The 25,605-nt window shown below is 36.0% G+C and carries 24 protein-coding genes and 2 tRNA genes; 11 read left to right on the top strand and 15 right to left on the bottom strand.

The window, feature by feature from the left end; all coding sequences use genetic code 11:
- The first annotated feature begins 204 nt into the window (after positions 1 to 204).
- Complete coding sequence (locus tag H3R33_RS03170; protein ID WP_198185277.1) at positions 205 to 1,302, top strand: branched-chain amino acid aminotransferase; 1,098 nt, start codon at positions 205 to 207, stop codon at positions 1,300 to 1,302.
- A gap of 58 nt (positions 1,303 to 1,360) precedes the next feature.
- Here the strand turns inward: H3R33_RS03170 and H3R33_RS03165 are convergent, their stop codons facing one another.
- From H3R33_RS03165 to H3R33_RS03150, 4 genes are read right to left on the bottom strand one after another with little or no spacing between them, the layout of a single operon-like run.
- A complete protein-coding gene (locus H3R33_RS03165) occupies positions 1,361 to 1,885 on the bottom strand; it encodes a hypothetical protein (RefSeq protein ID WP_198185276.1) in 525 nt (174 codons plus the stop codon).
- A 5-nt stretch (positions 1,886 to 1,890) separates the two neighbouring features.
- Positions 1,891 to 3,153 (bottom strand): hypothetical protein, encoded by a 1,263-nt coding sequence (locus H3R33_RS03160; RefSeq protein WP_198185275.1) that lies wholly within the window; start codon positions 3,151 to 3,153, stop codon positions 1,891 to 1,893.
- Positions 3,154 to 3,158: 5 nt separating this feature from the next.
- Complete coding sequence (locus H3R33_RS03155; protein ID WP_198185274.1) at positions 3,159 to 3,911, bottom strand: hypothetical protein; 753 nt, start codon at positions 3,909 to 3,911, stop codon at positions 3,159 to 3,161.
- The gene (locus H3R33_RS03150; RefSeq protein WP_198185273.1) at positions 3,908 to 5,626 is read right to left on the bottom strand and encodes a serine protease; all 1,719 of its coding nucleotides are present in this window, start codon (positions 5,624 to 5,626) and stop codon (positions 3,908 to 3,910) included. Before H3R33_RS03150 ends, H3R33_RS03155 begins: the two co-directional genes overlap by 4 nt.
- Positions 5,627 to 5,930: 304 nt before the next feature.
- Here H3R33_RS03150 and H3R33_RS03145 point away from each other — a divergent pair, with 304 nt between their 5' ends.
- The 4 genes from H3R33_RS03145 to H3R33_RS03130 all read left to right on the top strand — a co-directional run bounded on the left by H3R33_RS03145 (position 5,931) and on the right by H3R33_RS03130 (position 7,762).
- Positions 5,931 to 6,428 carry a hypothetical protein gene (locus tag H3R33_RS03145; RefSeq protein ID WP_110438086.1) on the top strand — a complete coding sequence of 166 codons (498 nt, stop codon included), beginning with the start codon at positions 5,931 to 5,933 and terminating at the stop codon, positions 6,426 to 6,428.
- Between the two features lie 2 nt (positions 6,429 to 6,430).
- Positions 6,431 to 6,862, top strand: coding sequence for a hypothetical protein (locus H3R33_RS03140; protein ID WP_198185272.1), 432 nt, complete (start codon positions 6,431 to 6,433; stop codon positions 6,860 to 6,862).
- A 46-nt stretch (positions 6,863 to 6,908) separates the two neighbouring features.
- Positions 6,909 to 7,325, top strand: a complete 417-nt coding sequence (locus H3R33_RS03135; protein WP_110438088.1) for an outer membrane protein assembly factor BamE — start codon at positions 6,909 to 6,911, stop codon at positions 7,323 to 7,325.
- A gap of 65 nt (positions 7,326 to 7,390) precedes the next feature.
- Positions 7,391 to 7,762: a DUF1499 domain-containing protein gene (locus tag H3R33_RS03130; protein WP_146206640.1), complete on the top strand. Its 372-nt coding sequence runs from the start codon at positions 7,391 to 7,393 to the stop codon at positions 7,760 to 7,762.
- A 3-nt stretch (positions 7,763 to 7,765) separates the two neighbouring features.
- Here H3R33_RS03130 and H3R33_RS03125 read toward each other — a convergent pair whose 3' ends face one another.
- Both H3R33_RS03125 and H3R33_RS03120 read right to left on the bottom strand, forming a co-directional pair.
- Complete coding sequence (locus H3R33_RS03125; RefSeq protein ID WP_110438090.1) at positions 7,766 to 8,170, bottom strand: hypothetical protein; 405 nt, start codon at positions 8,168 to 8,170, stop codon at positions 7,766 to 7,768.
- Positions 8,170 to 8,778 carry a hypothetical protein gene (locus H3R33_RS03120; RefSeq protein WP_197037441.1) on the bottom strand — a complete coding sequence of 203 codons (609 nt, stop codon included), beginning with the start codon at positions 8,776 to 8,778 and terminating at the stop codon, positions 8,170 to 8,172. Before H3R33_RS03120 ends, H3R33_RS03125 begins: the two co-directional genes overlap by 1 nt.
- A gap of 517 nt (positions 8,779 to 9,295) precedes the next feature.
- On the opposite strand from H3R33_RS03120, the gene gpt reads away from it, so the two are divergent.
- The 4 genes from gpt (at position 9,296) to H3R33_RS03100 (ending at position 10,368) form a co-directional block, all read left to right on the top strand.
- Positions 9,296 to 9,769, top strand: coding sequence for a xanthine phosphoribosyltransferase (gene gpt, locus H3R33_RS03115; RefSeq protein WP_110438092.1), 474 nt, complete (start codon positions 9,296 to 9,298; stop codon positions 9,767 to 9,769).
- A 68-nt stretch (positions 9,770 to 9,837) separates the two neighbouring features.
- A tRNA-Pro gene (locus tag H3R33_RS03110) sits at positions 9,838 to 9,915 on the top strand.
- A gap of 59 nt (positions 9,916 to 9,974) precedes the next feature.
- A complete protein-coding gene (locus H3R33_RS03105; protein WP_122123665.1) occupies positions 9,975 to 10,283 on the top strand; it encodes an NADH dehydrogenase ubiquinone Fe-S protein 4 in 309 nt (102 codons plus the stop codon).
- 11 nt (positions 10,284 to 10,294) lie between these two features.
- Positions 10,295 to 10,368 (top strand) — tRNA-Arg (locus H3R33_RS03100).
- A gap of 23 nt (positions 10,369 to 10,391) precedes the next feature.
- Here H3R33_RS03100 and H3R33_RS03095 read toward each other — a convergent pair.
- Entirely contained in the window at positions 10,392 to 11,054 is a 663-nt protein-coding gene (locus H3R33_RS03095) for a L,D-transpeptidase (RefSeq protein WP_198185271.1), read from the bottom strand.
- 523 nt (positions 11,055 to 11,577) lie between these two features.
- On the opposite strand from H3R33_RS03095, the gene putA reads away from it, so the two are divergent.
- Positions 11,578 to 15,219 carry a bifunctional proline dehydrogenase/L-glutamate gamma-semialdehyde dehydrogenase PutA gene (gene putA, locus H3R33_RS03090; RefSeq protein ID WP_198185270.1) on the top strand — a complete coding sequence of 1,214 codons (3,642 nt, stop codon included), beginning with the start codon at positions 11,578 to 11,580 and terminating at the stop codon, positions 15,217 to 15,219.
- 124 nt (positions 15,220 to 15,343) lie between these two features.
- On the opposite strand, the gene H3R33_RS03085 is transcribed toward putA, so the two are convergent.
- The 6 genes from H3R33_RS03085 to H3R33_RS03060 all read right to left on the bottom strand — a co-directional run bounded on the left by H3R33_RS03085 (position 15,344) and on the right by H3R33_RS03060 (position 22,583).
- Complete coding sequence (locus tag H3R33_RS03085; protein WP_198185269.1) at positions 15,344 to 16,717, bottom strand: 4Fe-4S binding protein; 1,374 nt, start codon at positions 16,715 to 16,717, stop codon at positions 15,344 to 15,346.
- A gap of 26 nt (positions 16,718 to 16,743) precedes the next feature.
- On the bottom strand, positions 16,744 to 17,574 hold the full coding sequence (locus tag H3R33_RS03080) for an FTR1 family protein (protein WP_110438097.1): 831 nt from the start codon (positions 17,572 to 17,574) through the stop codon (positions 16,744 to 16,746).
- A gap of 11 nt (positions 17,575 to 17,585) precedes the next feature.
- Positions 17,586 to 17,915, bottom strand: coding sequence for a cupredoxin domain-containing protein (locus tag H3R33_RS03075; protein WP_198185268.1), 330 nt, complete (start codon positions 17,913 to 17,915; stop codon positions 17,586 to 17,588).
- A gap of 130 nt (positions 17,916 to 18,045) precedes the next feature.
- Complete coding sequence (locus tag H3R33_RS03070) at positions 18,046 to 18,576, bottom strand: iron transporter (protein WP_122123669.1); 531 nt, start codon at positions 18,574 to 18,576, stop codon at positions 18,046 to 18,048.
- Between the two features lie 476 nt (positions 18,577 to 19,052).
- A complete protein-coding gene (locus H3R33_RS03065; protein WP_122123670.1) occupies positions 19,053 to 20,279 on the bottom strand; it encodes an autotransporter strand-loop-strand O-heptosyltransferase in 1,227 nt (408 codons plus the stop codon).
- Positions 20,280 to 20,291: 12 nt separating this feature from the next.
- Positions 20,292 to 22,583, bottom strand: a complete 2,292-nt coding sequence (locus tag H3R33_RS03060; RefSeq protein WP_198185267.1) for a Hint domain-containing protein — start codon at positions 22,581 to 22,583, stop codon at positions 20,292 to 20,294.
- A 546-nt stretch (positions 22,584 to 23,129) separates the two neighbouring features.
- On the opposite strand from H3R33_RS03060, the gene galE reads away from it, so the two are divergent.
- Positions 23,130 to 24,146 (top strand): UDP-glucose 4-epimerase GalE, encoded by a 1,017-nt coding sequence (gene galE, locus H3R33_RS03055; RefSeq protein ID WP_155565546.1) that lies wholly within the window; start codon positions 23,130 to 23,132, stop codon positions 24,144 to 24,146.
- 66 nt (positions 24,147 to 24,212) lie between these two features.
- Here galE and H3R33_RS03050 read toward each other — a convergent pair whose 3' ends face one another.
- Both H3R33_RS03050 and recO read right to left on the bottom strand, forming a co-directional pair.
- Positions 24,213 to 24,695, bottom strand: coding sequence for a YbhB/YbcL family Raf kinase inhibitor-like protein (locus H3R33_RS03050; RefSeq protein ID WP_110438103.1), 483 nt, complete (start codon positions 24,693 to 24,695; stop codon positions 24,213 to 24,215).
- A gap of 156 nt (positions 24,696 to 24,851) precedes the next feature.
- Positions 24,852 to 25,601 (bottom strand): DNA repair protein RecO, encoded by a 750-nt coding sequence (recO, locus tag H3R33_RS03045; protein WP_198185266.1) that lies wholly within the window; start codon positions 25,599 to 25,601, stop codon positions 24,852 to 24,854.
- Between the last annotated feature and the right edge of the window lie 4 nt (positions 25,602 to 25,605).

The raw sequence follows: 25,605 nt of genomic DNA, 5'->3' as shown, positions 1-25,605 counted from the left end.
AATTAATGTTATTGAGATTATAACAAAGCGAATTCTGTTTTGTTATAATTTACATTATTATAACAAAGAATTGTTTTTGATTTATATTTTATAATAGATCCATATTAAAATTTTACTGAAAACAACTTGCATAACAATCTATTTTGCTGTTGTATATTTTGTAACAAAATTACTTAAAACTAAAGATAAAAGAAAGATAAGAAAATGAATTCCGGAAAACAATTTCCGATTAAATTCTCCCAAAATCCAAACAGCCTGTCAAAAAAGGAACGTGAGGCAATTTTAAAAAAACCTGGTTTTGGGCAAAAATTCACAGACCATATGTTGATAATTCATTATAATGATGAAAAGAAATGGTATGATGCGGAAATCAAGGCTTACGGACCAATTAGTTTGGATCCTGCCGTTTGCGTTTTTCATTATGCACAAGAAATATTTGAAGGCATGAAGGCCTATAAGGCAAATGATGGTCGTATTCTTTTATTCAGACCCGAAGCCAACGCCAAACGTTTTGCCAATTCGGCCAAAAGGCTTGCCATGGCCCAACTTCCTGAATCAATTTATTTACAAGCCATTAATGAATTTGTTAAAGCGGAAAAGAACTGGATCCCAGACCAGGAGATAGGTTCTCTATATCTCCGTCCTTTCATGATTGCCAGCAAACCTTATCTTGGTGTTAAACCTTCCCCGGAATATCTGTTTATGCTGATTGCCTCGCCAGCCGGTTCCTATTTTTCCAAAGATGCGCAATCTGTATCTGTATGGGTTTCTGAATTCTATACAAGGGCGGCCCCCGGTGGAACTGGAGAGGTTAAATGTGGTGGAAATTATGCCGCCAGCCTTGCCGCCCAACAGGAAGCTACGAAAAATCAGTGTGACCAACTTATTTTTCTTGATTCTGTAGAGCATAAATGGATTGAGGAAATGGGAGGGATGAATATCTTTTTTGTATTCAAAGATGGAACTTTATTAACCCCCCCCTTAAGTGGAACCATTCTACCTGGGGTAACCCGTGATTCTCTTATTACCTTAGCAAAAGATAAGGGACTGACCGTTAAACAGGAAAAATATTCAATCCATCAATTGATTGACGATATTCAATCAAAAAAAATCTCTGAAATCTTTGCCTGTGGCACTGCCGCTGTCATTACGCCTATTGGAAAAATAAAAAATTCAAAAGGCGAATATATCATAAATGAAGGTAAATCAGGAAAAATTACCCAAGACCTTCGTAAAAGTTTGATTGACATTCAATTCGGAAATGTCATTGATCCCTATCAATGGGTAAAAATAGTAAAATAAAAACTTTTTGTTTTTCTTATCTTTAATAACCATTTTCCAAACTAAATAGATATATATTTTAGGGAAAATGGTTTTCGTATTCTGAAAATCCGAATTTAGCTTGGCTTATACAATAATTAAACTTACTTAACATGGATGGCAATCCAAGCAAATCAACAATATTTACGGGTTGTTGACCATATTCAACAACAACCAAATCTGCATAGGATAATTTTTGCAACAAATAGTTGAAATCCTTTAAATTCAAACGATTCATCAACATATTTTTATCCATCGCTTTCATCGTGAACAAAAAATGTTCCTTATTAATTGTCAAGGCTATATTTTTATTTCTACCCGGAATTTGCTTACCTTTTGAATCCCATAAAATCAAACCAACATTATTTGCATCCCTTTCAAACCCAAGAACCAGATCATTTGAAAGAACATGACATGAATTAATTTGCTGTTTCATATGTGAATAATGAAACGCTGTCCAATTTCCTTCATGTCCATCCAGATGATATGTTTGTTCCGCAGCTTTCACTTGCAAGCAAAATAAAAATAAACTGTAAACTAAAAATAAATAATTACGAAACATCATCTTGATTATCGTTTAAATATACCTGTGGACTGATGACCATTTTCGTCTATATATGTACATCTTGCTTCGCGATCATTCAATCTTGTACAAACATTTTTACCACTGATAAGATGAAAATCTCCCTGACAGTCCTCTGGTTGATTCAGTACAAGCTGTTCGCCCTGAAACCCGGCATATAAAGGTCCCTGACATGTCCCACCATCTCGCCTTGTTAAAACCTGATGACCCGCCGCGTTCGGATTAAAACACAAGGACCAGTTTGTTACAGGTTGATGAGAATTGAAAAATAAACCGTGCGTATATAATTCTAGATGTGTTGTCAAATGCCAACATCCCTTTAACATTGTCGTGTCTTTCTTGTTCCAGGATTCTTTTGGAAGATCAACCTTGTTATTGGATTTAACATCTGTTTTTGGTGGAACAGTTGAATTTACGGGAGGTTTTGGAACATTTTTTTTCTGCAAAGTTTCTATATCAGGTAAATTCGGATTATCTTTCAGGGATGGTATTTCAGGTAATTGTTCAGGTGGTGGTAAAGGGTCAATTTTTGTTGGATCAATAGGTACTAAGGGTTTTACCGAAGGAATTCGACATTGATTTTGTAAAATATTCCACTGTTCAAGCAACTTATTTCGTTCATCCGCCAATTGATCCTGACGTTTTTTGTCATTCATTACATGCCTGACTTTATTTTCCGAAGGATAAATGATTTCACATTTTTTTCCATTTAAATCTTCATCCGTCCAAAATATTGACGTCAATAAACCTAATGCAAAAGCACTCAATGCTGTAATCCAAGGAAATCTGTTCCAAAAAAACAAATGTTTTCTCTTTTTTCTCTCAACACCCATCAATGGATCATAGGTTTTCTGGTCACATGAAAAACCCCATGCAGTGATTACAGGTTTTCCATCAACGGCATACAAAAAATCCAAGCCAGGAAATTGACGGCATTGATTGAAAAATCTTGAAAGCGTGAGACCAGGATAATGTTGAGTTATTTCCTCAATATCCAGCAAAATTGAACGTGTTGCCTGTAATAATTTTTGCTGCTGATTTTGATCAAGTTCTTTCCATGAAAAACTTGTTTGTCCCTCCGCATTCCAACGAACGATATCGTTATTGAATTCTGGCTGAGCAAAAATTCTTGCGTGATCCGCATCACTATAGGTTAATATTTCATTATATATCTGATGATAAAAATTCTGTTGCCGATTAAAAAGAGGTTTTAACCGATTGATTTTTTGTCGACTTAATACCAAAACCATCAGGTTCATTCCTTATTGACCAAAGAATGAAGATCATTTTGTTTTTTTAGTATCACGCCAACAACAAGCAATGTCAAAAAAAACAACACCAAAGGTAAAAGCCAATAATAACGACAATAATTTATTGATATGATTCCTTTCCACCATGGCAATATCATCAATAATAGTAAAATGAGACCACTTGTTATCCATGGCCAAAAATTTTTGTTCTCAATGCGATTATTAAATGGTGAAACTGGAGGAGGAAGAATTGTCATAACTTTCATATTCCTCTCCTTTCCCTTGGCGGACAAAACTTCCTTTTTTGAATAAGGCTGATTTGATTCATGTCCCCATTCCAATATGGCTGGTCCATGAGGGGTTGCGATTATGAATTCGTCATTGGGAAATTGTAATGCATCCAAAAGAAGCTTGCCTCTTTGCTTTTGCAATGAATCTGGAGAGTTTATCAAACACTGAGCGTATTTTTTCCCTTTTTCGATATAATCATACGCCTCTTTTAAATTCTCCTCTTTTGATAAATGTTTGACAGGGAGATTTTGGCTGTCGACAGGCAAATACCAATCAACCTCTCCTCTTCCCCGATCCAATTGAGGTTCAAGCAATAAAGCGGCACATTCAGGACCGACATTCTTCTTCAAAAGATCATGCAGAATATGCCAGTTTTCCAATATTAATTGACCATTCATTCCAAGGGGTTTTGCCTTATTGAAATTAGTTGTAATAATCGGTCTTCCTGGAATAAATTGCAATTTCATTTTAAATTATCCTTTTTAGATTCAATAGGATCAGAAGATGATTGATTATTATCCTGCTCGGATTTGTCAGATTTAAATGCGGGCTTGTCAGCCGATTGGTCTTGCTTTTCCACCGGTTCAGACTGGCAGACTCCCGATTGAACCTGGATAGGTAGATTTGAGGATTGTAAAACTCTAACAATCATGTCGGATTTTTGGGCATAATTTCCATGGGAGGATGTATACTGATCCATCGTTACAAACGTGTTTACTCCAACTACCCTTCCACAAAGATCAACCAGTGGACCTCCAGAATTACCCGGGGAAACCATTGCGCTATGAGGCATTATTTTTTCGCCATTGTGATTATTCTGAATTCCGTTAATCTGTCCCTTGGTCAATATAACACCAGGAATTGCTTGTAGATCACCCTTCATCAATCTTTGCATCGCATCATCCTGGCTTATCATGATTGCCGGATAACCTGCAGCGACAACATCCTGTAAGGGTCGTGCATCTAATGAAAAACTCAGAGGTTGTTGCGGTGGCGCATTTTCAACCTTAAGAATTGCCAGGTCCAGTCCTCCATTTTCTATAGTCTGACTTACAGAAACAACATGAGCAAGTTTCAACTGTCCCAAGGATTTATTGGTAACCATTACAGAATTGTTCTTGGCATTTTCAACCACATGTCGATTAGTCACGATTGTGTCGGATGTGACGAAAAATCCTGTACCCGAAGCGGCAGATACATCATCGTCCTTTAACACCATTATAAAAACAGTACTTTTTTCAAGCAGTTCCGGTAAACTACCTTCAAAAATTTTTCCGGTTGAAGTCATTGGTGTAAATGGATGTTCTAAACTTTTATTTAATGATGGATCTGCACGAGATTCCCTTATGTTACAAGGTGGATTTTTTAACCTATCCTTCAAAATCTTAATTTCTGTTTCCAGATCATGATTGGATTTCTCTATTTGCGGATATTGTTTAACAAGATTATGAGCTTCCCGAACTGTAATTCCATTAATTTTGATTGGATGTTCAGCAAAAATTATTCGCCAACCCAACAATAAACCTATAAAAAAAAACAAAATCGCCGCTATTAATCGAGATAAAACAAATTGATTATTGAAATTTGTCAAAAACCGAAAACGTGATGATATTTTAGGATTTACCGTAGAATTTTCTTGTGATTTAATAGATGACTTTATTTGTCCATTAACCTTTTTTTCATCAGAGAAATGTGAAATGACGTCTTTTGCAGGTTTGGGCTCAGATGAAAATTCAAACAAGGATGGTAAATATATTCCTGAATTTTTATTGTCCTGAAAAGAATTTCCTCCCCAATTCTTAATAATTATCTTATCCCTGCTTGTAAGAATATCCCTAAAATCCCTAATATGTAAAACAGCTTCAACAATTTTTCCGCTCGAACTGTCCCTGGATATATTTTTAAACAAATTTTTAAATGAAATAGCCATTTTCTGATAAATTTGCTGCTTTTGCGGCCCAGTTATTATTTTTGGTTCTTCAAGGGTATCCACATACCAGGAAATCAATAACGTATCTTTATTTTGATTTTCTGTAACAACAGGTTCAGCCAATTGTATATCTGGACAATACTGAGAAAAAATTTTGATGATCAAATCGTATTTTTCATATATAATTTGATCATTAATAGTCATTATTTCTGATTTTTTTAGATTCTGTTTGTCAAGAAGAAATAATGTCATATTTGCTCGCAAATTTTATGAAATATCTTTTAAACTTAATGATAGTAATCCAATGTTATATTCTTGCCAAGTATGGCATAACAAAGCCAAGCTTTGAGTCCCGTATAACAAGCAATTATCAATAAAATAAAATCAGGCAAAACTTGCCAAAACTATTCATTTTTAAAGACAAAAAACAAAAAATAATTTAAGATAATTGAAAAAATCAAATTAGGATTTTTAAATAAACCTTTTTACCAAATTATATTATAATAATTTCAAATGTAAAAAAATAACGGAATGATTTTCCAAATCGGATACACCAATGCTAACTATCAAAAATTATTTGAATTTGAATATCATTATCGGAATTACATTGGCATTAATCCCCTTATCTGCTCATGCAAAAAATGACAAGTCTTTGACAACAATGGAAATTCGGACTTTACAGACAAGGGAATTCCCGAATTTATCTTCTTCTCAAGCCTATCAAATTGCTTTGTCTACCTTTCAGGATCTTGGATTTATTATTACAGAAACTTCACCTGCCATGGGGCTTATCGCTGCCAACCAGACTCACCCTGATTTAAATCAGGTTATTTTGGCAACTTTAACTTTAAGTTCAAAAAATGATTCTGTTCATACAATCATTGCACGCCTATCCTTAAGTGCCTATCCACTTTATAATGGTGAAGAAGGTGCAAATTTAAACGGTGGTCCTCCAAGACAATCTGAAATCATTCGATCCCCTGTAACATATCAACAGTTTTTTGATGCCTTTTCCTATTCACTATCCCTTCATCAAAATTACACATCTCGATGAAAATGACACTTAAATTTTTTCTTTGCATATTAGGGTTGTCATGTTTCTCACTGACAGCTTGTTCAAACAATAATGAATCTGTGCTTCCCGCCACTCAAAAACGTGTAAATGAAACGCGTACATTCGAGGCACCTAATCAAGATATTTTGTTGAAAACCATTATTACAACACTGCAGGATCAAGGTTTTAATATTGTAAAAGTCAATTTGGACAGTTCCGAGGTAACGGCACAACAAAACAGCAATATAATTTTGAGTGTAATGACATATTCCATTGATAAAAATAAATTTGCTGTAAGAGTCAATGGACAAATTTACAATAATTTCAGCGCTTCCTCAACCGGATATGAAAATATAGTAGACCCTGTTTTTTATCAAAAGAATTTTTTTGAACCACTATCCCGATCACTATTCTTGCAAAATCAACCATTTTAATCTTACTGTAAATAATGGCTTTTCTATTTAATTATGGACAAACATCATGCGCTTTCTCAAATATATGATTATTCCCACCACAGTTTTACTCATGGCTGGTTGTGAATCAGCATCAAAACAGACCCAAGATGCTCAGACGGCTCAAAATACAGATGCCCATCTGACTCTTGGAACCATTGAAAGCCAACTTCATAAAGGTATGAGTAATGCCTCGGTTGTTGAAATTTTTGGGCCACCCAATATTGTAACTTCCGATGATCAACATCAGGAAGTATGGGTGTATGATCGGATTTCAACCATGCGTACACATTCCAGTTCGGGAGGATGGGCAACCATTGTTATCCTCGGGTTGGGAAACAAAGCCAATACATCCAGCACGTCACAACGAACACTCACCTTGATTGTTAAATTTGACCATAATCAAAAAGTTAGAGATTATTCTTATAGATATAGCAATTTCTAGGAATGCAAACATTTTCTCGTATATATATTTCTATATCCCTTTGGGGCCAAATCTTCATTGGGATCATGGTTTTATTAAATCCGCTTCAAACTGTTTTGGCAAAACCGCAACAGACTCTTGCACTAAGGGCTGTTCAGAGTCGATCATTTGAAACTACGGATCAGCAAAAAATGATCCAGGCCATTTCATCTACGCTGCAAGACATGGGATATATCATTGTGAGATCAAATGATCAGATCGGTTTTGTCACGGCAACTCATTTTACAGATGACATAATTGAAATTACCGTTACGACACAACCCAATAAAGATCATATTATCGTCAGGGCTATGGCTCGTATGAATAACTTGCCATTGGACAAAAACCCTGAATTCTATCAAAATTTTTTTAATCAGTTATCTCAAGCCACATTCTTGAACGCCAACGCCATTTATTAGAGATCAGGATAAATTACGTGACAACGTATCAAAAAATTCCTGATAAACTTGGGGTGACGTTACGGGATATTGATTGTAGCGCAAAGCTATACGAACTGTCGTACCATGGTTCACCATTGATATTAACATTATATTTGCCTGCATAATATGTCCGTTTTCCAGACGTATGACTTCAATCAGATGGCTTAGATCATCCACCCTGACAATTTGAAAATCCAGACTGACCAGTGTTTTAATTACGGCTTGATTAACCCTATTTATATCTGACTGATCAAATTGCCGCATTTGCATATTACGAAGCTGACCTGTCGGTAAATCAGTTAATCTCAGGCTTGTTGGTATGGAATTCCCATTACATCCTGCCAACAATAAAACCACGACCACAGAAAATAAATGAAAAATTTTCATTAGGATTGAGCCTGTAAATAAATTGCTTTTGACAAAGCATCAAAGAAATTCTGATAAATTTTTGGATCCCGGACTAACCAGATTTCACCGACATGTCCGTCATTGTAAAAATCACGCATTTCAATTGAAACATGAATTTGAAATCCTTTTTTATTATTTTCCAAAGGCAAAAGCACAACAGAAACAGAACTGTTTTTCTTGGCAACATATAAACTATTTTGTCCACCAGCCAGTTCAAACGGTCCCAGCTGAATTGCCAAATTTCCACCCGCCCACGGTTTTTGATGAAAATGAGTGATCGGAATTCCAAAAAAACTCAAAGGCTGACCAATATCATATGTCTGGTCTGCATATAAGGTGCCAACCCCCGCATTCACCTCTCTTATAACATAATGCTGATCTTGGACAACATTCATTACAGCACGCATAAGCTCTGATCTATCAGTTATATCGAAATCCCTGCTTTGCATCGAAAAACGAGCGACCCTGTCTGAGGTTAACCTCATACTATTTTGAGGAGGTGTATCAGAAGTTGAACATGCACTTAAAAAAATTAAGATGACAACCAAACTGTCTAGACAATAAGAAATTAGGTTTTTCTTATCCATATTCACATAATCCGTCTTGACTTCTGAAATCTTGAAACGAATTTCCAATATTTAAAAGCCTATATTTAATAACTGTAACAAATATTGTAATCATAAAATATACAGTTTCATTCTACATTAATATTTTCCCATATTAAAATAAACAAGATATATTTGTTTGGATCGTTTCGTTATAAATTCTTTACCGTTTTACCATGGATTCTTTATGAGTGATAAATCAAACTTCAGGGCAGGTTCAATCTAAAGGGTAACTCCTAGCAATAAGCAGGGAAGTTTTCCTTTAAAAATTGATTCTGATTCAGTCATTGGTTCCAAAAATACTTTTTTTACTTAATTAACCCACTCTTTTGCCAGAATCCCTCTTGGAAAAACATGTTTGTGCCATTATTAATTTACCTTTCAACCATCAGGGATCAACTGCATTCGACACGATAGTGCTTTGTATGCCTGATTCCAAAAGTTATTACATTCCTATTCAGCCAGATTACTCAATTCCAAATGGAGGTTCTTTATTTTAATGGCTACCAAATATATGACCGTTTCCTGGGATCAATTACACAAAGATGCCCGTATATTATCTGAACGCTTGAGCAATTTTAATTTCAGAGGAATTATCGCGATAACACGTGGCGGGTTAATTCCCGCGGGAATTATTGCACGTGAATTGGAACTTCGTTTGATTGATACAATATCAGTTGTCACTTATGATGAAGAAAAAAGAGGTGAATTAAATATCATTAAAAATCCCTCCATTACCGAAGATGGTAATGGTTTTCTAATTATTGATGACCTTGTTGATTCGGGAATTACTGCCAAAGCTATTCGTAAGTTGTTACCAAAAGCTTATTTTGCCTGCCTTTATGCCAAACCTGCCGGCAAGGAATATACTGACCAATTTATCATGGAAGTTCAACAGGATATGTGGATCCTATTCCCATGGGATATGGCCCCCGCCTTTGCACCCCCTCTTATCAAATCCCAAAAAAAATAAAAAAAAAGCATATTTTATAAAAAAATAACTTGCCTTATAGCGCAGAACAGGATAGCTATAAGGCCATTCGGGGTGTGGCGCAGCCTGGCTAGCGCGCTTGTTTTGGGTACAAGAGGCCCCCGGTTCGAATCCGGGCTCCCCGACCATTAATAAAGACCTTGGGTTAAAATCCTTGGGTATTTTTTAATAAGCAAAAGAGGTTTTCATGACGCGGGCGCGAATTTATAAATGCCCTCAAAAGGCTACACAATCTGGTAAAATTCGCAGTCATAGATGGATTCTTGATTATGGACAATCCTCCCCTCGATCACACGATTCCTTAACTGGATGGGTAGGATGTAGTGAGACACAAACTGAAGTAAAACTCAGTTTCCCTACAAAAGATCAAGCAATTCAATATGCAGAAAAAAATTCAATTGCTTATGATTTGGAAGAACCAGGTAGTCATCATTATGTTGTCAAAAATTATGAAGATAATTTTCACAACAATCGGAAAATGAACTGGACTCATTGAAATTATTTTTTGCGCCCTTAGCTCAGCTGGATAGAGCAACAGCCTTCTAAGCTGTGGGCCGCTGGTTCGAATCCAGCAGGGCGCATTTCCAATTTTTCGCAAAGCTGCTTAATCATTTTTTATAGATGGCAAATTCCAAACCTGTTGTTTCTGATGATAAACAACTTTAGGTAATAATACATAAATTGGATGATAATCAGGATCAAGCCATCTAAGAATTTGTGTCATATCCTTTTCATCCATTGCTGTACAACCTGAAGTCACCGCATTCGCATTTTTTCTTAAATGTGCAAAGATACAGCTTCCATAATGAGGAATATTCTTCTCATTATGTTCAATGACAAAACCTAATTTATAAAGTTGGTCCCCTTTAAAATGAATATCCCTACGCATAGGTTCAGACAAAATAAATTTTTCTTTTAAAGAAAAAATTTGTTTATCAATAATTTGATTATATTGAGACGATGTAGGATCATCAATACAGTAGTCATATTGTGTCATGACATGGTAAGGATAATTTATAGAAAGATTATTCCTATAACCAAATGCAAAACCTATTTTGAATATTCCAACAGGACTGCGCTTATCACCCTCTTTTTTGTACAGACCTTCTTGGATAAATGGATGCAATCCCCTGCCCCAAGCCAATCCTTGACTACCTAGAGATACAGAAACACCATTTCCTTTTTTGTGCCATTTTGAATGCAAATATTCAAATTTGTATAACTTTCCCCTATTACTATACCATCCATCAGTTATAACAACGATCATTTGCTGTTTTTTTTGCCAGTGATACAAAATTGATTTTTGTGAATGATTACAACTTGAAAAAAATAAACAACCTATTAATGGAATGATTTTTTTTGAAAATAAATTAAACAAATTATTCAATATCCATTTTTGATGAACACCATATTCTCAAACAGAATCGAAAACAATTTTTACTATAAAAATACAATAATAACGTATCACCAAATATACGATTCATTAAGCTGCCACTTTCAATCAGTATCTCAAATAATATGTAATATTTTCAATTACTTACCTAAGGTAAAGCTAACCATCTCCGATTAAATTACAATATAATAATTTCGTTGCAGTTAAGTACATAATTACGTAAATATAGTTCATATCCTGTTTTTTTCATTATTAAATTAGAACAATAGCGCAATAAATAAACATAAAATTTATAATAAAATTATCATATTTATATAATTCTTGTTTTATTCAATGGATAAATTATGTAAGAAGCGACATAATCTTAAATATTATATTTTCAGTTTCGAGGATTTTTATGTCTGTTTTTTCTCAATTTGACAATAATATACGCACTCAGAACTCTTTAAGAGATAAAATTACGGCGACAATACGACTTCCAGAAACGGAATGTGTCAAAACCCTACTTCCACAAGCTACCCTATCTGATGAAATGAACAGACAGATATCGGAACATGCAAGATCACTAACACAATATTTAAGAGAACATCGCAACCTGAAGGGTGTCGAGACTCTTGTTCAGGAATTTTCATTATCTTCCGCCGAAGGCGTTGCACTTATGTGCCTTGCCGAAGCTCTTTTACGCATTCCTGATACTGAAACACGTGATGCATTAATCAGGGATAAGATCAGCACTGGTGACTGGATATCACATGCAGGTTTCAAGAAACCTATTTTCACCAACGCCGCCGCATGGGGACTTGCTTTGACAGGAAAACTCGTTACGCCTGTAAAAGAAAAAAATCTTGCAGCAACCCTTACAAAATTGGTACAGCGGCAGGGTGAAAGCATAATCCGTATCGCCCTTGATCGGGCTATGCGCATGATGGGTGAACAATTTGTTCTTGGCCAAACAATGGAAGAGGCTTTAAACCAAAGCAGAAAAATGGAGGATATCGGATTTCGTTATTCGTACGATATGCTTGGTGAGGCTGCGATAACAGAAGAAGATGCGGAACGTTACAGGGTTGATTATGAAAATGCGTTGCATGCAATCGGCCGTTCAACACATGGTAACTCGGTTTATGAACGTGCTGGATTATCCATTAAATTATCCGCTTTACACCCCCGTTATTCTCGTTCCCAATATGACCGAGTCATGAAAGAACTCCTTCCGACTTTAACGAATTTGGTTCTTCTTGCACGCCAATATAATATTGGCATTAATATTGATGCAGAAGAGAGTGAGCGCCTTGAAATCTCTCTTGATTTGATGGAAGCCTTATGTAATCACCCAGATCTGAAAAACTGGAATGGTATTGGTTTTGTTGTCCAAGCTTATGGCCGCAGGGCTCCCTATGTCCTGGATTATTTGATTGATCTGGCTCGTCGAACAAACCGCAGATTGATGGTACGTTTGGTAAAGGGTGCCTATTGGGACAGTGAAATTAAAAAAGCGCAGGTTGAAGGTCAATCCGATTTTCCTGTCTATACCCGCAAAATTCATACAGATATTAGTTATATTGCATGCGCGAAAAAATTATTGTCCAATAGAGACGCAATTTTTCCACAGTTTGCCACACATAATGTTCGAACACTTGCAACAATTTATGCACTTGCAGGAAAAGATTATGATATTGAACAATATGAATTTCAGTGTCTCCATGGTATGGGTGAACAGTTATATAGCAAAATCGTACAAGCGGGTGATCTTTCACGACCATGTCGTATATACGCCCCTGTAGGAACACATGAAACTTTGCTTGCTTATCTTGTTCGCAGATTATTGGAGAATGGAGCTAATTCTTCATTTGTAAACCAGATTGGCAACAGTGACATTTCAATTGATCAACTGATTGCAAACCCTGTGGATGAAGCTCTGAAAATAAATCCTGTTGGCAGTCCTCATCCATCCATCCGTTTACCACGCTCCATTTATGGTCAGGAAAGACTGAATTCAAGAGGCATTGATTTCAACAATGAATTTATTCTACATGATCTTTCTAAGGCCCTTAAAGATTCTCCAGCATCTTGGGAAGCATTTCCAATTCTTGCAGGAAAGAAAACTAAGTTCAAAAACAAACCATTGGATGTTTTAAATCCTGCTGATCATAACGATAAGGTAGGGACAGTTATCGAGGCATCACAAGCGGAAATTGATCGTGCGTTCAAATCGGCAGTAAAGGGTGCCAAGGACTGGGCTGGATTGGATCCTGATAAAAGGGCCGTTCCTTTGCTGAAAGCTGCAGATCTTTTGGAAGAGCAATTGTATCCTTTATTGGGATTGATTATTCGTGAAGCGGGAAAATCTTTTCCCAATGCCCTGGCTGAAGTAAGAGAAGCGATTGACTTTCTCAGATACTATGGTTCAACAGTTGCCAGAACTTTCAATAATAATACTCACGCACCATTGAGTGGACCCGTTGTTTGCATCAGCCCATGGAATTTCCCACTGGCCATTTTTATCGGGCAAATTTCTGCAGCTCTTGCTGCCGGAAATCCTGTTATTGCCAAACCAGCCGAGGAAACGCCTTTAATTGCCACTAGGGCAGTCCAAATCATGCATGAAGCGGGTATACCGGAAGAAATTCTTCAATTATTACCCGGTAAGGGAGATATTGGGGCATCTCTTATTTCAAATAAGGAAGTTCATGGAGTAATGTTTACAGGATCAACAGCAGTTGCCCGTGAAATTTCTAAAAATCTTGCCAGCAGAAGATCTCCATCAGGCAACATTATTCCTTTTGTGGCTGAAACAGGCGGCCAAAATGCACTTATCGTTGATTCCTCTGCCCTCGCTGAACAAGTTGTTGTTGATATCATCAGTTCTGCATTTGACAGTGCCGGTCAACGATGCTCTGCCCTAAGGGTATTGTACGTTCAGGAAGATTGCGCAGATCGGGTTATTACCATGTTACGGGGTGCAACCAAGGAGCTTATTATAGATAATCCTCTTTCTCTCAAAACCGACATAGGTCCTGTAATCAGTCAGGATGCATTAAATCGTCTAAATAATCATGTCGAATATATGAAAAAGAAAAGATTTAAGATCTGGTCCCTACCTTTACCTGAAAAAACAGAAAATGGTACATTTATGATGCCGACCATAATCGAAATCAATCAGATATCCGATATTCCTGATGAAGTTTTTGGTCCTGTCCTTCATGTTGTTCGATTTAGACGAGATCAGATTGACGATATAATTAAATCGGTAAACCAAACAGGATTTGGCTTAACGTTTGGTATTCATTCCCGTATTGATGAAACCATTGAGGATGTAACAAAAAAAATTAATGCCGGTAATATCTACATTAACCGTAATATCATCGGGGCGATTGTTGGCGTACAACCTTTTGGAGGAAAAGGTCTTTCCGGAACAGGTCCAAAGGCAGGTGCACCTTTCATTCTAAGAAGGATGTTGCAACAAAGCCCCGTATTCGATGAATTCCCCAAACAATCTCTATCCCCCATTGCACAGCAGTGGCTGGACTGGTTGACAAGCAATCAAAAGCAATTTGTTTCTACAGCAAAAAATCTGTTATCCCATACAATAGTAAATTCAAATATTGAATTAAATGGACCTGTTGGTGAAAAAAATATTTACTCTCTCTCACCACGAGGAACAGTATTATGTATCGCTAAAACACGAGATATCTTATTGAGACAAATTTCCTTGTCCCTGAAATGTGGAAATTCAGTCCTGATTTTTGCACCTGATCAGATCACAGAATGGTATTCACAATTGCCCCATGAATTGTCATTACACATCAGAAAGGTAAAATCAATGAATGAGCAACCTTGCACGATCATTCTGGGTGAAAAAGATGTTCCCGAATTTGAAGAGGCTCGTCAGAACATGGCATTTTCAGACAATGGAATTATTTCTGCACTAGATGTAGATGAAAATTTCGAAAATACGGATCTTCTCATGGAAGAGATCTCCATAAGCAATAACACGACTGCTGCAGGGGGAAATGCCTCTTTAATGACAATAGATTAATATCAATTTTGATTTATAAAACACAAACCCTTATTATTTTATATAATATAGGGGTTCAATAAAGACCGACCCTATTTACAGAATAAAAAAGATAGGGTTTTCATTTATTAATGTTTTCAATTATTTACCATATCCAAAACATTAAAACCCATGCCCCAACAACGGGTATTACAGATACAGTATAAAGGGTAAACGATAAAAACATTTGATAAAAATATTTATTATATTTCCGAAGAATTTTATAGCCCAAGTATAAACTCCAAATACTGGCACCCCCTAGAATAATCGCACGCATATCCTTTAGCCACCAAAAGACAATCCCCTCATATTGAAGTAATTTGACACTTGTTGCGTTGAGACCGAGAAAAAGACCTGCCGCTGCCAAAGGTATGAGTGCTTGTGAAAAATATAGATAAAAATCAGGTTTATGATAAAGTCTGGCCAAAAATTTGTAGATCAATGTTAACCACACGCCATAAAGGATTCCGGATCCAAGAATGTAGAAACTGACACAAAAGCCATCCAGCAAATTGAAACTATCATTGTTGGCAGGGTAATTCGTTAAAATCCACCAGGGAGCCGTTGCATTCAATGGCAAAAATATTTCATGATTAACCAACCATTCTGCCAAATATTGTTTAAAATAAACGAACCAAGGCGAAACCGTCCACGTAAATGCTCCAATAGCAACGCCAATCATACCGAATAACAATAGTCTGATCTGCCAAATATTTTGCTGTTCATTACCGTAAACAAGAATTTCTTCATTCACGGACCTCGTCTGCAAACTGACAGCATTTCTATAGCCTGCACAACGTCCACACATATGGCAAGCTGAAACGCCATGAAGCTGTCGAATATTAATCATTGGTGGGCAATGCGGATTTGAATGCTCTTTTTCTTGAAATTCTGACCATTTTTGCTGATCTGTCTTAAAAGTAAAAGGAGAAAGCCGAGAAAGAAGATTAAACACACCATTAACCGGGCACAGATAACGACACCAGACACGGTTACCATTTCCATATAGATAGCCTATAACTATTGCTGCTGCTGTTGAACCTCCCAGTATCAATAATGCAGGTATCGCATAATCATAAACACTTATAAGTTGTCCATACAAAGTGGTTAATATAAAAGCAATCGCTGGCCAACCTCTCCATTTGAGTAAACGGGGGATTTTCTTGTTTCGTCCGAAATTTTTGGATGTCCATTCCGTCAAAGTTCCCTCTGGACAAAATACACCACACCAAATTCGTCCTATAAATAACATTGACAATATTACAAAGGGCCACCAGATCCCCCAAAAAACAAATTGGGCAAATAAAACAATATTGTTAAAAATATGCGAATGTTTTGGGGGTAAATGCATTAAGGCGGGAATAATCAGAAGCAAAAAATAAATTGCAACAACAAACCATTTAATTCCCTGAATAATGGTTTGATGACGTTGCATAGCAATTCCCGTTTGATTAATTGCCTTTTTCAGCAAAACCCTCATTATTTGTTCCAATGTTATTTATTGTATTAATAAGTTTTTTTAAAAGTTACGTTGCACAATAAAATGGCAATGAACCAGTAAATAACAAGAGCTGAAATTTGCATTAATGAAGGTTCCGCATGATAACCTGTCAAACCTGTTAAGGTACTGTTGTCAGGAATAAACCCTGCTGTACTCCATACAGGATTATCCATAAAATTATAAATCCATTCCGGAATATCATAAGCGGCAATCTGGACAGAGGCTTTATCAATGGCGCTTATAAAAAGTCCACCACCAATTAGAAGCAAAAGAAATTCACTGACAATGAAAAACCATTTCCATGAAATGAATTTAAATGATTTCTGTAAACACCAAAATGTTAGCAATGCCAAGATTAATCCCAAAAAACCGCCCAGTATAAATAATCCCAATGAAGATCCCTTTTGTTCCGCACCAATACCTGCCAAAAATACAACTGTTTCTGATCCTTCTCTTGCGACTGCCAGCATGGATAAAAGAAGAATCCCTATTCCACTTCCGGATTTCTGTACACTTTCGGCTGCCTCCTGTTCAAGATGCTTTTTCATACCTCTACCATGATGATGCATCCAGATTACCATTTGCAATATCAAACATGCCGCGACAAACATCATAATGGTAAAAAACCATTCTCCACCTGCACCGGCAAACCAAGTGCTGGCGATCCAAAATGCAACAGCCAATAATCCTGCAAGCGCCAGACCAAGTCCCGTCCCAATCCATAGCTGTCTTGTCAGGGATACCAGATTTTCCCTTCTCAGCCATGCATATAAAATGCCTATAACCAGTAATGCCTCAACGCTCTCACGCCATACAATAAACAAAGGCGCACCCATAATAAAAACTCCTATTTGGAAATAATGTCAAAGCCTGGCATATTGACGTGAAAATCATCGATAAAATGATATTTCCCGGTTTTAAGCGGATGTATAACCACGAAAGAGGTCACATCAGGCCCCAAGACCTTTTCAACCCTTAAAGAAAGATTTTCAAATTCAGCCGGTACTTTACCTGTATTTTTAATGGTAATTTTAAAACGCTGGTTTGTCGGCACTTCTATTGATGAGGGTTTAAAAACACCATCCGTGATGGTGATATCATAATTTTGAAGTGGTGCACCGAAAACGTGTACTGGCCAAATGGAAAACAATGACAAAACAGCATAAAATTTTTTCATTCTAAATATCCGAAAATATGCTTTTAATGATTGGATTATCAATAAACAATCTCAAATTATTAAGATGTAATATTTATTTATAAATATGTTGAACGTCTTAATAATTTATATTTAATCGCTGGTTTAAATATTAATATCCACCCTTTTTACCAGTTCCGGCATATGTAAAGTCATATTGTGTGACACATTCCCCAAACCAGGGTGCAACACCCGTTTCCTTGTCAACATGACGACCAAACATGGATTCTCTGGCCGGTGGAAGAAGCGTGAGTTTTAAATGATATTTTCCCGCTCCCAGAAGTTTGATATTCTCGCCATAATGAGGTCCATCATTTGCAACCATTGGATGAAGTATACCTTGTAATTTTTTCTCATCACCAATTTTGGTTAACTCATAAGATACTTGTAGATAAGGCATCCAGCTGCCTTCTTGAAAACCATTTTTATTATTGGCTGTTGCATGAATATCCGCTTCAAGATGAACATCAGATTTTGCCGCTGACAACATGATACCGTCAGGCTCCATTTCAATTGGCTGCAGATAGACTGCAGCAATTTCCATATTTCCACATATCTGTGGTTTGCCAATGGGATATTCTACGGCAAAGGCTGGTGTTGACAATAGGATTGTACAACCTATCAAAAGATATTTCTTAAACATTATAAATTACTTTCCTTAATCAAATATGTGATCGAATCAATGAGTTAGAGCATAAAATGAGAATAGAAATCAATTTTATATGCAAATAAAAATTAATAGCAACTGTTTATATTAAAATATCAAATTTATTCATAAAAGTTTATAACAATGCATTCATATGGATGTTTAACCAGACCTGTATATTCAAAAAGAATTGCCTGATTGTCAGAAATCTTGGACAAATACAACCCAATATCTTATTTCAATAAGAAAACAATTATTATCATTTTACAAAATAAAATGTGAATTACTTAATAAAATTTATGTAATGTTAAAAAATTATTTAACAAGATATTTATGTAATTTTTTATTATTGATATTAGATAAATATTTTAATTAATTTATTATATATAATTAGGAACAATTTAATTGTTTTTAAAATTTATTATCAGGGATTTTTTATATTTCCATGATAATAAATTTATTTTCTGGTAAAATCATTCTTTATTTATATTTGAAATCAGTTTTTGAATGACTTGAATAACAAAAGTTGAAGTTATTGATTTCGTACATTCATAATGTCTGGGCGTATCACGATGTCGCGGACACCACGTATAATTATCATGTTCGAATTCATATTTCATATCATTCCAGCAGGAATTACAGACATGCCAATTTATAATCCGATAAGGCGTATAGAATTCGTTCATGGGATGGGTAAATCCGGAAATCATGACAACAGGAATATTCATTGTCCACGCCATCCAGGACAATCCTGAACTCAATCCAACAAAAAATTCGGCATGTTTCAACCACCTTGCGCGTTCTGATAAAGGCCGGTTTCCTGTTTCATTTTCCGCATTGTAAGGTATGGAATTAAATATTATACCATGTCCCGAAATGGTATTCTGATCAATGCAGATCACCCTGTAATTTTGACTTTTCAAATAATCAACAACAAGTTCCCAACCTTTGGGATTGTTCCAATATTTACATTGAGAGCTTGCTTGAACGGCAATACATACATATTTTTCTTTGATAGGCCTGGATTCATCAGGTAACCTAAGGGTTAGTTTCTCATCTTTTTCTGTCGATAACCCTAAAATGTAAGCTGCTGTTTTATGCAACCCCACCAACCTGAAATCACATGGCTGATATAAATTTTGTTCGTCCTTGAAAAACAGACCAAAATAATAACAGGCATAACTATCAGAAAATATGTTATTTTCCTCGGCCTTTTTCATTGTTGTAAAATTGATTTCTGGATATGATCTTTTTAAAAGATCAATAAATTTTTCATCAATTATACAGTGCAGCTTACACGAATGTTTTTTCTTGAATTCAATAGCATAGGGTAACCAGGCAAAAGTATCACCGATTGTTCCAACCGGACATTGAATGACAACCTTTTTATCTTTTAGATCAAGTTGATGATTGAACAATTGTCTGGTTACATTATTTTCTATTTCCTCCACAGTAATTTTAAAATTGACATAAAAACGTTTGGAGGAACTGACCGTTCCCCCAGCGACTTGACCTTGGAACAGGATATTGCCGGTATCAAGATCTTGCAATGTAACTTTCCATAATCCCTTTTCTCTTTTGGGAAGCATCACTCTGGCACCCAAATTGAAATCGTATCGGATTTCTTTGGGTGCCGACTGAGTAGGTACAGGTGTCACATTTACATAGGATTTTTTATCCTTTGATGATGCAGACGTCATGTAAATCCGATTTTACTGTTGTACCGCTTTTCTGTGTTCTTCATTTTCCTCAAGAACATAGGGACCTGCAGAAACGATTTCCAGAACGAGAACACATTTATCGTCTTTGCAATAATCCTCCAAAGGTAAAAAGGCATTGCCATTTGTCCATCTGACTGAATCACTGTCCAGTTTATGCCATCCATCAAGATTTTCTTCACTGAGATGAACATCAATATCAAAACTCTTATTTTTATTGAAAAGCTTGATGCTCTTGATCAATAGACCGAGATAGCGTCTATCATCAACAAATGGACCAATAACATCACTTGGTCGGCTTGCACGGGAAACAATCCGGACATTCTTGGTATTTTTTGGAATAACGAAGGTTACTTTTCCATTATCAATTCGTTTTTCGATAACATTGCCATTATCGGCTATAAGGCAAATATCATGATCATTTGTAATTAGGGGTTTTCTGCCTTTTCTATCAATATGTTTGGCCAAAGCCTGATCCAAGAGGGAATTATATACTTTTTCCACACTATCACGATCAACGTTTAATGGAGCCGCGGCATCATTTACCCAATTTTTAGGCAACCGGATAACATTATTTTCAACATCCTTGATGGTGTCCCTGGTATTCAAATAACTTTCAGTAAGCATCCCATTCGCCGTGATGACAGAATGTTCTCCTGTTTCAATATGATAGTATCTGTACATTTTTTGTGAATGATCGTAATAAATGGAATGATTATTGACCAACATACGCACGGGTATAAATTTACCATCAATAAACAGGCAATGTTCAGGTGTTACATAAGTATCTTGATACGGAATATTCTCGGAAATGGCATCTTTCAGAATACAGACAGGATATCCACCCTCATCATCGGGCAAATGCGTGTTAACAAAATGTGTATCACTGACTATGGAGGTTATGGGCTGTAATTGCAACCCGTTTTCTGTGTGAATATAAACCCTGTCATTCACCACAAGATTTTCAACCGCGATATCACCCCTATCAGTTTTGATTAAAGTTCCGGCTAAAAAGCATGGATATGTTTCATCACCTTTAACGGGTAATGTTATATCTGTTCCATTTGCATTTGCTGAATTATCAATATGAGGATTAACAAACCCTGCGCCATTTGCTATAGTATATTGACCTGCACCATCTGTTGTACGAAAAGAGCTTGATCCCCCCTTCAAATTGGGATTTCTTAATATACCTCCGTTTCTATAATTTTCATCTTTAACATCCTTACTTGTGGTAGGATTATAAAAAGTGTCATCATCAGATATTCCACCATTTTCAATTTTGGATACTTCTGATATATATTTATTGTGTTGTGAAATTCCCCCACTGGATATATTAAGATAACCATTAAAAACCGTGGAGTTTGTCAGTTTACCACCCGACTGAATATTTATAGTTGGATTAGCATCACCACTAAAGCCACTCATATTAGCTATTTGATTGAGACCATCCACGACTGCCCCACTATGAATAGTCAATATGCCATGAATCATATCTACAGGACCATAAATCTTTTCGGAGTTGGGCTGTCCTTCCCGTTGAAAATAGGTTTTACCTTCTTCATCCACATCCGCGATCCAGTTGCCACCTGTTAACAGAGGATAGTCATTTTCTATCGGATAATTTGTAAAATCAGGCGGGACATAGTCTTCAGGTTCATTATATACAGCCCCACTTGCTATATGTAATTTAACATTTTGAGCGCCTGAATTAATGGAGGTAATATCAGGCATATGATGATCGGTCATAACGGCACCTGACGCGTAGTAAATGTTTGACCTGTTTGCCGCAGTTCTGAAAGAGCTTGATCCCCCCTTCAAATTGCTATTAATTAATGTACCGCCACTTTCTGCTGTATCACCTGGATTGTAGAATGTATCATTATTTGAAATTCCGCCATTATCTATCGTCACTTTTTCTGATACCATAGAGTTATCGGATGAGATACCGCCATTATAAATATGAATATCACCATTTATAAGATTGGAATCTTTAATCACACCACCTGACTTAACATTAATTAATGGATTAGCATGATCACCATTGAATCCACTCATATTCGCTATTTCATTTAACCCACTTACGACAGCACCACTTTCAATATCCAATATGCCATGAATCATGTTTACTGGCCCCTTGACACTGATACCACTGCTTACATAGACAGTATTCCCGGCATCATCTAGTTTTGCGGTCCAACGGCCACCGGATAATATTGGATAATCATTCTTAATAACAAGATGCCTAAAATCCGTATCACTTGAAATAATATTATTACCAGCCATAACAGTTTTATCCCTATAAAATAAAAAATTAAATAATCTAAATCAATCTTTCCAATTGTTTAATATTTCACTTAAGCAATATGAAACCAATTTTCAATATATAATTATAATTTTACCACAATTATAATTATGATGTAATTAATGAAATTATTAACATAATAATTATTTTTAAGATACTGATTTTATTCAGAATTAAAATTCAACTTAAATTTATATAGGTAAATCGGACAAATTCAGTATAAATTTAACAAATTCATGACGTTTTGAAAACGTAAATAATCCTAAACAAAAATAATATGTGAATAATACATATATATTATTGATAAATATGTAAAAAATTTAATAATCGATCATATCAAAAAATTAGTTAGCATTTTTTAGCCTAGAATATATTAAAATATCATTAAAAAATTTTATTCTTTTTTGAATTGTAACATTTCATGGGACTAATTAATTTCTTTATTTACAAATCCCAGTACAGTAATATGCTGACCGATTTAATTTGAATAGTAATATAATTTAATTTTTAAATATAGGGCCATATTCATGACAATATTAGTTACAGGTGGTTGCGGTTATATTGGAAGCCATACTTGTATTCAACTAATAAAACAAGGTATTGATCCAGTTATCATTGACAATCTTTATAACGGCAAGGAAATCGTTCTTGATCGCATTAAAAAGATTACTGGAAAACGACCAAGATTTTATCAAGGGGATATTAGAAACAAAGATCTTTTAGACACCATATTCAAAGAAAACAATATAAAGGGAGTTATTCATTTTGCAGGACTGAAAGCCGTTGGTGAATCGGTACGCAAACCATTGGAATATTATGATGTCAATGTTTATGGTACTATCAATTTGCTTGATGCCATGAAAAAGGCCAACGTCAAAAAATTTATTTTCAGTTCATCCGCAACTGTTTACGGAACCCAGCCGATTATTCCATATATCGAAACCATGGAAACCGGAGAGCCAACCCAACCATACGGTCGCAGCAAGCTCTTCATTGAGAAAATTCTTCAGGATCTATCAATCGCGGACCAGGACTGGTCAATTACAATATTAAGATATTTCAATCCCGTAGGAGCGCATCCATCAGGATTGATTGGCGAGGATCCCCAGGGTATTCCCAATAATCTCATGCCTTATATCACTCAGGTAGCTATTGGAAAATTGGCCTCCCTTGCAGTATTCGGCAATGATTATGAAACCAGAGATGGAACGTGCATCAGGGATTTTATTCATGTTATGGATTTGGCTGATGGACACTTGGCCGCACTCAACTATAATGACACCCAATCAGGAGTTAATATTTTCAATTTGGGTTCCGGTCAGGGAAATAGTGTACTGGAGGTTATAGCCACTTTTGAAAATGTGTTCAGAAAAAAATTGCCATATCATTTTGCCCCACGCCGTGATGGAGATCTACCCGCATATTGGGCTAATGCTGATCGTGCCAAAAAATTATTGAATTGGGAAACGAGATTGAATCTGCATGATATGGTACAGGATTCTTGGAACTGGCAAAGTAAAAATCCCAACGGTTTTGAAGGGTAGCTTTTAAATTAGCGATATATTGATCAAATTATCACAATCTGTAAAACATTGATTGTGATAATTCATTCAACCTTTTAAATGACAGATCAATTGTGCAGAAGCCAATGAATGATGATGCACGTTAAAACCGACGAAAGCTGGGGTTGAGGAAGGTGTCACATCTATTCTTGCTATATTCAATGCATGAATCGTAATTATATAACGATGCGGTTTTCCAGGTGGTGGTGCTCCACCCCCGTATTCCTTTTGACCAAAATCATTTCGAATCTCGATTGCACCTTCAGGCAGCAATTTATTGGAGGAAGCCCCTTCAACCAGATGTGTTATGTTGGGTGATATATTGACAACAACCCAATGCCACCATCCAGACCCGGTTGGAGCATCAGGATCGTACATGGTTATAACAAAGCTTTTTGTATTATCTGGAGCATCCTCCCAAAATAAAGAGGGGGAAAGATTACCTCCATTCTGTCCCATGCCATGATAACGTTGGGCATTGGGCATTTCATCACCTTCTTTATAGGAATGGCTCCAAATTCGGAAAACCATATCAATCTCCTTTAATATGTCATTATATGACAGTTATATTTTATTTTTCTAAGACTGTATATGGTTTTAATTTTGCAGAGATTACAAATAATTTGATATTACATGCAAATTCTTTACATTTTTTATTTCATAAATCCTGGAAAATGAAATTGAATATCAAAAATTGTCAATATTTGCCGCCACTCTTTCTTCAAAATTTTTTCTTGCCCTGGGCAAGTCTTTATTTATTAAGGAAAACACATTTTTCTCTAGAAAATAACGGGATAATTTCAAACCATTCATCCAATCTTTCTGATTGCCATTTTCTTCCTCATTCAGAAAAAAAGATGGAAAAGGGAATAATTTTCGCTTCCACTTTCCTGCCATAACTTCCGTAACCACTTTTCCCGTACGTGGAGACACAAAAAAAGATTGACACTTGTCAGATTCATAACAGATTGATATATCCAACGCATACCCCAGTGCCGCAAGAAAATTTAATTCCCATCGTAATAGCCGAGGAACAATTTCTTTATTTGAATCTGTAGGGTTTTCCGCGACAAAATCAAGATATTGTAAAGATGATTTTGCAATATATTCCACCGGTTGACGCTCGAGTAATCCACTCTCGGCTACAGCACATAAGGACAGCATGGCTGAAAATGCTAATGGACAAAGCGATAGAATTGCAAAATTCGAACGTATCAATTCGCCTTTGAAATATCCCAACTGATCTGATAGTTTCGCTGACCAATCGACATTGACAAAATTTCCCGTCTGCCAAATGGAAATTTGACGACGGGAAATCATACCCTTGACAAGCCCCCTGAATAATCCCTGCTCTAGCGAAAGAACAGACACTATTCCATCAGTTTCTCCATAAGGGCGTGTATTCAAAACAATAACCGGGGAAGACCATTCCTGCATTCTA

Source organism: Commensalibacter sp. B14384M2, from assembly GCF_016101865.1.
GTDB lineage: Bacteria > Pseudomonadota > Alphaproteobacteria > Acetobacterales > Acetobacteraceae > Commensalibacter > Commensalibacter melissae.
Note: the sequence above shows the minus strand (reverse complement) of the source record. Positions and strands in the feature narration are given on the sequence as shown.